The 9,219-nt window shown below is 65.8% G+C and carries 9 protein-coding genes and 2 pseudogenes; 9 read left to right on the top strand and 2 right to left on the bottom strand.

What is annotated here, in order from left to right; translation table 11 throughout:
* The 7 genes and pseudogenes from ABFX50_RS49740 to ABFX50_RS49765 all read left to right on the top strand — a co-directional run.
* Nucleotides 1-221 (top strand): annotated as a pseudogene (locus ABFX50_RS49740) (IS5/IS1182 family transposase); the annotation flags it as partial.
* 106 nt (nt 222-327) lie between these two features.
* Complete coding sequence (locus tag ABFX50_RS49745; RefSeq protein WP_346158137.1) at nt 328-837, top strand: copper chaperone PCu(A)C domain-containing protein; 510 nt, start codon at nt 328-330, stop codon at nt 835-837.
* A gap of 187 nt (nt 838-1,024) precedes the next feature.
* The gene (locus tag ABFX50_RS51715) at nt 1,025-1,237 is read left to right on the top strand and encodes a histidine phosphatase family protein (protein ID WP_379506256.1); all 213 of its coding nucleotides are present in this window, start codon (nt 1,025-1,027) and stop codon (nt 1,235-1,237) included.
* A gap of 150 nt (nt 1,238-1,387) precedes the next feature.
* Nucleotides 1,388-1,918 carry a hypothetical protein gene (locus tag ABFX50_RS49750; RefSeq protein ID WP_346158140.1) on the top strand — a complete coding sequence of 177 codons (531 nt, stop codon included), beginning with the start codon at nt 1,388-1,390 and terminating at the stop codon, nt 1,916-1,918.
* A gap of 745 nt (nt 1,919-2,663) precedes the next feature.
* A complete protein-coding gene (locus tag ABFX50_RS49755) occupies nt 2,664-3,386 on the top strand; it encodes a SigB/SigF/SigG family RNA polymerase sigma factor (protein ID WP_379506789.1) in 723 nt (240 codons plus the stop codon).
* 286 nt (nt 3,387-3,672) lie between these two features.
* Nucleotides 3,673-5,001: a Na+/H+ antiporter NhaA gene (gene nhaA, locus ABFX50_RS49760; RefSeq protein ID WP_346158148.1), complete on the top strand. Its 1,329-nt coding sequence runs from the start codon at nt 3,673-3,675 to the stop codon at nt 4,999-5,001.
* Nucleotides 5,002-5,598: 597 nt separating this feature from the next.
* Nucleotides 5,599-6,837 carry a PucR family transcriptional regulator gene (locus ABFX50_RS49765; protein WP_346158151.1) on the top strand — a complete coding sequence of 413 codons (1,239 nt, stop codon included), beginning with the start codon at nt 5,599-5,601 and terminating at the stop codon, nt 6,835-6,837.
* On the opposite strand, the gene ABFX50_RS49770 is transcribed toward ABFX50_RS49765, so the two are convergent.
* Nucleotides 6,782-7,267, bottom strand: coding sequence for a CBS domain-containing protein (locus ABFX50_RS49770; RefSeq protein WP_346158154.1), 486 nt, complete (start codon nt 7,265-7,267; stop codon nt 6,782-6,784). The genes ABFX50_RS49765 and ABFX50_RS49770 overlap by 56 nt on opposite strands.
* Nucleotides 7,268-8,035: 768 nt before the next feature.
* Nucleotides 8,036-8,143, bottom strand: a pseudogene (locus ABFX50_RS51720) (IS30 family transposase); the annotation flags it as partial.
* 255 nt (nt 8,144-8,398) lie between these two features.
* Between ABFX50_RS51720 and ABFX50_RS49780 the strand changes: the two are divergent.
* Nucleotides 8,399-8,830 (top strand): NfeD family protein, encoded by a 432-nt coding sequence (locus ABFX50_RS49780; protein WP_346158157.1) that lies wholly within the window; start codon nt 8,399-8,401, stop codon nt 8,828-8,830.
* Between the two features lie 4 nt (nt 8,831-8,834).
* Nucleotides 8,835-9,219 (top strand): SPFH domain-containing protein (locus tag ABFX50_RS49785; protein ID WP_346158159.1); only part of this gene is annotated, 385 nt, incomplete at its 3' end.

Genomic DNA, 9,219 nt, shown 5'->3' on the forward strand with positions numbered 1-9,219 from the left:
CCGCCGACCGGAAGAAGAAGGGCTCCGCGGGCGGTCGGCCTGTCAGTCACGACGCCGACCTCTACAAGGAGAGGAACACCGTCGAGCGCCTGATCAACAAGCTCAAGGCCTGGCGAGGCGTCGCCACCCGATACGACAAGACCCCAGCCAGCTACCTCGCCGGCCTCCATCTGCGCGCCTCAATGATCTGGGTCAAGCACCTCACCCGGACCGCCACTTGATCAGGACTCGATACGCGCCCTAGTAAGGCGGGCAGCCTCGGTATCGGTCTCGTCCACTCGCCGCACCGACCTGTTGTTGCGACAGAACGAGGCAAGGGAGAATGACATGATCCGGAAACTGGCGACTGGCCTGCTGGCAACGGTCCTGTTCGCCACCGCCTGCGCTCCCGAACCAGAGATGACGCCGACCGAGTTCTACAACCCCAACTTTGGCGTCGCCAACGGGATCAAGAACGGCCTGCTGCTGCGAAACGCGTTCATCGTGGGCGGCCGAGCGGGCGCGCCACTCCAGCCGGACGCCCACGCTCCGCTCTACGTGACCATGATCAACCAGCGAGCGGAGACCGACACCCTGGTGTCGGTCTCCGCCACACAGCTGTTCACCCAAGCTCGCGTCCATGGCGGCATGGTGGACATCCGGCCGAACGATCCCGCCGGAGGCGGCCCCAAGCCACAGGCCATACTCGCCGGCCTCACCAGACAGCTACGCAGCGGCAGTTTCGTCGACATCGATTTCACTTTCCAGCGGGCAGGCCAGCTGCGGCTTCAGGTTCCTGTACTCCCACCCACCCAGTGGCGTACACAACCACCGGTTCGGCCCTTTCCGTCAAGCTGATGCCGGTAGTGGACGCGGTCATAAGATATGTGTACAGGGCTCCTGATCGGCGATCACAGGTCTCTGTGCGCCGGCGAGGCCTGGAAAGGCGTACACGGCCGTTTCGCTACGATCCAGGCCTGACCGAGACGGGACGCCGTCAAGCACGTCACGCCGCTCGCTGGTTGCAGGCCGTTGATCCGAATCCGTGTTCAACAGCCCCATGCGACGTGCCCGCGAGACCGCTGACATCATCGCGTCGGCCATCGGCCTCAGTGTCAGTGAGGACGCTCGGCTCCGTGAACGGATGAACTGGGACGGCAGGCAGCCGGGCAACAGCGCCGCCCAGGCGGCGGGTGGGAGACTGGTGCCCATGCAGGCGAAGGGCTTGAGGGCGCGTTTGGTCTTATCGCGCGCCTGATCCAAGTCCCGCGAAGGGGGCTGCCTCGATGGCCTGCGCGGGCGCGTCTTGATAGATTCGTAGTGGTGCGCCGGGAAGTCTGGTCGGCATGATATCCACGCCGTTCCTTCCGGAGGCGAAGGTGCGAGCATCACGTCAACGACCACCGCCATGATCGCCGGGCTCTTCCTGCCGTTGCGCTGGCTGCGGCTCGCCGTGTGCGCCACCTTGGTCATCACGTTCGTCGCGGGGCGCGTCACCTACACCGCCACCGCTGAACAAGGCGAACGGGACGCCCTTGAGCGGGTGCTCGTCCAGGCAGAGCTGATCAAGCAGACACGCGTCCTGGTCGTGAGCAGGAGGGCTCCCGTCCCTGTGGTCAGGGTGTTCCACGCTCAATGGACTGCGCCCGACGGGACGGAGCACAGCGGGCAGGTCACCGTACCGTCCTCCGCCGAAATCGGGACACGCCACGACGTCTGGGTGGACAGACACAGCGGGGCCCTCGTAGCGGCCCCGGCAACGCATCAGGATGCCATCGCCCGAGCGAGTTCCGCTGTCGTGCTCTCCTTGCTCGGTTGTACCTTGATCATCGTAGTTGCCGGACGCGTGACGCAGACCTGGATCAGCCGCGATCCGGCACACTCGATCGACGTGGAATGGCGGCTCCTCGCCGCCGAATGGAGACGCCGCTACCTGTGACTCTCGAGTATGAGGGGTGAGCAACCGCCACGCTGGCCCATCGTCCCCGCTACTCCACCGAAGGCCGCCACCCGCCAGTCCCTCGGCGACGCAGCCCTGTTCCTCGATCGCAGCGACGAACAGGCGAATCCGGGACGTCGCCGAGGTCGCAGACGTATCGACCACAACGCTCCTGAAGTACTTCCCCCGCAAGGAGGCTCTTGTAGCTCAAGCCAACCACGGCGCCCCTGTGGATGAGGGCGCGGCCGATTCCGTCTGCACACCTCGTGTCACGCCGGTCCGCCCTGTCGGCTGCAGTTTCGTCGTAGCTCTATTCACCGGTTGCCGATCTTGCGCAAGCTGGCGAGCTCGACGCTGCCGCTGGCGACCCTTGCGTCCGGCAAGAAGACCCTGAAGCGTGAGGGTACGGGCATCTCGCGGCCAACCCCGGAGGCCGAGGAGATGCCCGTCCATCCATATTCGGGGCAACAGAGGCCAGGGCAGAGCAGTGAGGAAGCGGGCCGGGTTAGTGGAGCACTACCGCATCGACAGCTTCGTTCAAGCCCGCGTGTTGCCTGTCATCGGCAAAGTAGCGCGGTAGGAGACTGCGGCTCGCTGCCCTTGCTGCACCTCGCGTTCTCGCGACAGCCTCCAGATGGGGGCTCGCTGTGTCTGGGAGGGGCAGATCGTGCTGGAGAAGACGACTTCGGCCGCGCCGACCTCGCGGCGTTGCGGGGCGGACTGGGCCGATCCTTACGAGAAGCACCTGTTCGAGCGCCTAGCCAGCCTTTCGGCCGGCCATCCACGCCGGGACTGGCTCCGGCAGGAGCTCGCTCGCCGGCACCAGGGGTTGGTCGAAACGTTGGCTCGGCGCTTCAAGTGTCGCGGTGAGCCTGTGGAGGACCTCATCCAATCCGGCAATGTCGGGCTGGTGAAGGCCATCGACAGGTTCGACGTCCGGCGAGGTAACACCTTCATCGGGTACGCGGTCCCGGTGATTCTGGGTGAGATCCGCAGGCACTTTCGCGACATGGGCTGGGCCGTTCATGTGCCACGGCGTGTGCAGAATTTGAAGGTTGTGACGCACCTCGCGGTGGAGCATCTCACCCAGGAGCTCGGGCGCCGCCCGACGTCGCAGGAGTTGGCCGACCATCTCGGCTTGGATCTGGCCGATGTCACGGAAGGGCTGAGAGCAGACGCGGTGTACAGCTGCCTGTCTCTCGACGTCATCCTCAGCGAGGAGAACTGTCGGCCTGAGCCCTCAGACGGGCAAGACGACGAAGGCATCGAACTGGTCATCGACCGGCAGTCGCTATGGCCTCTGCTGGGCGCTCTCCCGGATCGGGAACGCACTGTCTTGTTGTTGCGCTTCTTCGGCAATCAGACGCAGTCGGAGATCGCGCAGCACCTGGGCGTCTCCCAGGCGCACGTGTCCCGGCTTGAGGCCAAGGCGTGTTCGCAGCTGCGTGACCAACTGAGAGCCGCGTGAGAGGCCGGCGTGACGTCAACATGTAGCCACCGGACGGTCTGCGACAACGGACACCAAGCCGTCCCCGATGTCGCGCCACTTGCAGGAAGGCAAGCGGCCGTCCGCCGTACAGGCTTACCTGCGGCCCATCGCCGATGCCGCAGCCATCTGGACATCGTGGCCCCGTCAATGTCGGGGGTGCCGGACTCCCCCGGCTGATGCGAGTGCGGTGCCAACGGGTGCAGACAGGCGGTGGCGCGCGCCGGGAACGCCGTTCTGTCTCATGTGACCTTGATCTGGAGTGTTCATGACCGATGTCGAGCGTCGTGCACCTCGCTTGTTCGGGCGCGGCTCATGGGCTGAAGCGCGCCGTATCGCCGACATCCTGCGCAAGGAAGCCATCGGTGGTGCACTGCTACTGGTCGGCGCGGCTCTGGCCATGGCCTGGGCCAACTCTCCCTGGTCGGGCACCTACGAGACGTTGCGCACCTTCACGGTCGGCCCTGCCTCGCTGCATCTGAACCTTGATATGGCAACCTGGGCCGCCGACGGGCTACTGGCGATCTTCTTCTTCGTGGCCGGCCTGGAGCTCAAGCGCGAGTTCGTCGCCGGGGACCTACGCCATGCGCGGCGTGCCGCAGTGCCGGTCGCCGCGGCCCTCGGCGGTGTGATCGCCCCGGCCCTGATCTACCTGCTGGCTACCAGGACCGTCGACGGTGCCGCCAGCGGATGGGCGATCCCCACGGCCACCGACATCGCCTTCGCCCTGGCCGTGCTCGCTGTCATCGGCCGGTTCCTCCCCTCGGCGCTGCGTACCTTCCTTCTCACTCTGGCCGTGGTCGACGACCTGCTGGCCATCGTGATCATTGCCCTGTTCTACACCAGCGACCTGGCGCCCCTCCCGCTGCTGGCGTCGCTGGTCCCACTGGTGATCTTCACCGTGCTGGTGCAACGCCGCGTGCGTTCCTGGTGGCTGCTGCTGCCACTGGCATTCGCGGTCTGGGCGCTGGTGCACGCCTCGGGCGTGCATGCCACCGTCGCCGGCGTGCTGCTCGCCTTCGCCGTACCGGTCATGCGCAGTGCGCGTGCTGGCGGCCCGAAGGCAGGTCCCGGATTGGCCGAGCACTTCGAGCACCTCTTCCGGCCGATCTCGGCGGGGGTGGCGGTACCTCTGTTCGCGTTCCTGTCGGCCGGGGTGTACGTAGGCGGGCTGAACGGCTTCGTGTCCACCCTCGGTGACCCGGTGGCCATGGGCATCGTCCTCGGCCTCGTTGCCGGCAAGCCCATCGGAATCATGACCGCCACCTGGCTGGTGGCCCGCTTCACCCGCGCCCACCTCGATGAAGGTCTGAGCTGGGTAGACGTGCTGGGCCTGTCGATCCTGGCAGGCGTCGGCTTCACGGTGTCTCTGCTCATCGGGGAACTGGCCTTCGGCGCAGACAGCGATCGAGGTGCCTACGTCAAGATGGCCGTGCTAACCGGTTCCGTTGCTGCAGCGCTGCTGGCCACAGTGGTCCTTCGCCTGCGCAACCGCGACTACAGGCTCCTCCACCAGGCCGAAACCGCGGATCAGGACCGGGACAGTATCCCCGACGTCTACCAAGGCGAGGATCACGGCCACCAAACGCAGGGCTGACAGAACAAGTCCGCGTACGACCCAGGTGTCCAGTTCTCGGGTGGAACGCTCGCAGACGGTTCCGGCCCGCTTGCCGGGAGGTAGTCAGCCCAGGACGCGGCCCTGGTCGCTGGCGTACGCGTCGAAAAACGGGATCGCCAGACACCTCGTCCTCATCAGCGTCGGATGGATCTGCAGCGCCGAGGAGCTTGTCGCCGTCAGAAGAGCGCAGCCGACCAGCGTCTGCACCGGTGGCCACGACTGTCCAGCTGATGATGACCATCGATGTCCACATGCAGACAACCGCCACCATGGCAAGGTCCCCGCCAGGGCCGCGGCTCCTACGCCTACACGACGGGTGAACCGCCGAAACAGGCGTCGGCTGCATCTCATGGCCAGGCGACTAAGACTGCCGTGACCACGGATGCCGGGTCTACGGAAGATGTCAGCGATCTCCAGGCTGGTACCCAGCGCTGTAACCAACAATCCATGCACCGCTCCCGCGATAGAAAACCACTGTGCCCTTGCTTGCCGATCACCGGCAAGAAAAGTTCGACAAACTTGCGTATATCCGCCCACATCTTGCCGAGACGCTCCCCTCTAAGAGAGCCTGAAGCCATGACCAAGCACAGGCATGGGGAGCCCGAGACCAGCGAGGTCACGTATCAGGTGCACATGGCGGAGATCGCCGCCCGTGCCAGTGCTGACGCCGGGGGCGTGTCTGCCCAGTGGTTGAGGGAATATCTTCCGCTTCTGGCTCACGTCAGTGAAACGGGGCGGCACCTGGACGGCTCGGCGCTGTCGCGCATGCGCGACTGCGGCGAGGCGGCGGCACAGGGTGGTATTCCTCTGCGCGCGATCATCGACGTTCATCTCAGCGCCACCTGGCTGGCGTGGCCGGTACTGCCAGGGATCGCCCGGGTCAGACGGGTGGAAGATCTTCGAGCCGCGGGCGAGGCGGTCTTCCGGGCCGCGGACCGGTCGATCGTGGCGCTGGTGGAGGGATATGAGGCGGCTCAGCGCATGGTGATCCGCCGAGAGGAGGCGCTGCGCCGGGAGTTCGTCGACGACCTGCTCCACGGGCGCAGGGACGCCGGCGCCCTCGCCGAGCGGGCGGAGCGCTTCGGGCTGCGTTTGGCAGGCGCTCATCTCGTGTGCGTCGCCGAGGCCGACCGGCCCTTCTACGACGGCGGCCCGGTCGCACGCCACGTGGAGGCCGGGTTGCTGTCCAGGTTCGGCGTGCGTGACATCCTGATCGCCACGAAAGAAGGCCTGCTGGTCTGCGTGGCCTCCGGATACGTCCAAGGCGTGGGCGAAGCGTTCGGCTCCCTTGTCAAGCAGACGGCGGATGGCGACCAGTCGCTCCGGATCGGCGTGGGGCGGGCCCACCACGGCCCCGGCGGGGTGGTGCGCTCCTTCGAGGAAGCCCGCGGCGTGGTGGCGTACGCGCGCCGCCTGGAACTCACCGACCAGGTGCTGTACGCGTCCGACCTGCTGGTCCTGCAGGTGCTTCTGAGGGACAACGCGGCGATCAGCGAGCTCGTCGAGACCGTGCTGGGTCCGTTGCGGGCAGCCAGAGGGGGTCCTAGCGCTCTGCTGGAGACGCTGTTCACCTACTTCGCCACCGGTGGTGTCGCCACGCTGACCGCAAGCCGATTGCACGTCGGCGTACGTACGGTGACCTATCGCCTGGAGCGGGTCCGCAAGCTCACCGGCTATGACCTGAACAACCCGATCCAGCGACACGCGATCGAGACGGCGACCCTGGGTGCCCGCCTGCTGGGCTGGCCCAGCGACGACATCACCACCGGCATTCGGCATTCTGCCCCGTACAACCCGGGTCGTGAGGCTGTGTAAGCCTGCCGATCAGGCTGTGGGCAGAGATCACCCCCGGCCCGGCAGCGGCGTCGAGGACCATTGCGAGCGGGCTGCGCTGCCGTACCATCGCCGTGACGACCTCCAAGGTCGTCGCCTGTCCACGGACCCAACACCGATCCGGGAAGTGGGGGCGCAGCAGCTCTCCGATCGGGTGTTCGACGGCCTCCAGCAGAATCCGGTCCGCCATATCGTCCGGAAAGACATTCGCGAGGTTCGGGCTCTCGCGAAACGGCCATGGCAGCAACAGGTCGAGTACCTCGGGTAGGGAGAGCGTAGCCTGGGGCCGGTTATTGGAGCCGAGGATCACGATTCCAGGAAGACTGCCGCGGACCATGGCTGCCAGCACGTCGGCCAGCTGGGCATCGGCCCGTAGGGCCGGAAAATCGTGTGCCAGCTCGTGGGCGAGCATCGAATTACTCCTCTACTTTCGCCACATGAAGGACCAATTCGGATGCTGGCAAAGACCTGGCGTGACGACAATGTACGTGCGGGCCAGGAAAAACGCCCTTTTCTTGCCGTCGGCCGGTAAAGAGGCGGCGCCTCTACGGAGGGTTTCGATACTGTCCCTCGGGATGGACATCCTCGCTGTATGCCGACGTGCATCGTGCTGCCCATGCGATTCTCAGAGTGCCATCCTTCTCAGGACGAAGCACTCCTGGCCCTCGGGAACGCATTGTGACGGCCGCGGCAGTCGTCGAACAAGCCTGTGCGTTGAATCGGGGCCGACAAGGTCGAGCGAGCACTGACTGCAGTGGGCTTGCTCCGTTTGACGGACATCTGAGATCAAGGGCTCGTCCCCGGAAAGATGTCCATCATGGACAGCATGGGGAAGAAGAAGCGTTCTCGCCGCTCATTCACGCCGGAGTTCTAAGCCGAGATCGTCGAGCTGTGTCAGCGGTGATCGCTCGATCGGTCAGGTGGCCAAGGACTTCGATCTGACCGAGACCGCGGTGCGTGACTGGGTCCGCCAAGCCGAGGTCGATATACCGGCCGACGTGACGGGCTTACCAGCAGCGAGCAAGACGAACTGGCGGCGCTGCGGCGGGAGAATCGGCGGCTGCGTGAGAACGTCGACATCCTCAAGCGAGCCACGGTGCAGTCAACCGATCAGCGCAACAGTACGCCGAGCTTATCGGCCGGGGCGTCGAACTCCAGGTCCTGCGGAGGCGGGTGTTCAGCTTGTGGCGATCCGGTCGAGGTCGTCTTGGCTGAGATCGGCCATGCTGGTGCCCTTGGGCAAGTACTGACGCAGCAGCCGGTTGGTGTTCTCATTCGTGCCTCGCTCCACCTTCGGCACGGTCACCCTCAACCATGACCAAGAGCGTCTCCTCGCTCCGGCCGGTAGCTCCTGACCAAGCACCGAGCCAGCGTGGGGTGTTCTCGCCCCGACGCTCAGCCGGTGAGCCGTATAGACGAGCCGGGAGCGGGTAAGGGCGGCTGCGAAGGGTTGGCCAAGCGGTCCTGCTCGTACGAGCGGCGGCCACCGCCGACCGCGAAATCCACCAGCGCCGGTGATCGGCCACGTCAGGAGGGACGGAGCATGGATGATTGGGTCATCTGGCTAGTCCTCGCCGTCGTGCTAGGTGTGGCCGAGATCTTCACTCTCACTGCTGCCCTTGGCCTGCTGGGCGTCGCTGCCCTGCTCACGGCCGGCACAGCGGCTCTCGGGCTGCCTCTCGCGGTGCAGCTGTTCGTCTTCACCCTGTCTGCGGGGGCGGGAATGCTGGTGGTACGGCCGATCGCCCTGCGTCAGATCCGCCAGCCGCAGCTCAAGCGCTTCGGCGTCGAGGCGCTGGTGGGCAAGCCCGCCTCTGTGGTCTCCCAGGTCACGGGGCATGACGGCCGGGTGCGCATCGGGAGCGAGGAATGGTCTGCACGGGCCTACGACGAGACGCTGGTCATCCCTGTGGGGGCGACCGTCGACGTCATCGAGATCGAGGGCGCCACCGCCCTCGTCTATCCCCGGGAGTGATCATATGGAGCTTCTGATCGTCGGCCTGGTCGTCGCGCTGTTCGCCGTGTTCACCGTGTTGCGTGCCGTACGCATCGTGCCGCAGGCCCGCGCGCGCAACGTCGAGCGATTGGGCCGCTACCACCGCACGCTCAAACCCGGCCTGAACTTCGTGATCCCCTACATCGACCGCGTCTATCCCATGATCGACCTGCGCGAGCAAGTCGTCTCCTTCCGCCCGCAGCCCGTCATCACCGAGGACAACCTGGTCGTCGAGATCGACACCGTCCTGTACTTCCAGGTGACCGACCCGCGCGCGGCGGCGTACGAGATCGCCAACTACATCCAGGCGGTCGAGCAGCTCACCGTCACCACGCTGCGCAACGTCGTCGGCTCCATGGACCTCGAGA

The organism is Nonomuraea recticatena (assembly GCF_039533245.1).
Lineage (GTDB): Bacteria > Actinomycetota > Actinomycetes > Streptosporangiales > Streptosporangiaceae > Nonomuraea > Nonomuraea roseola.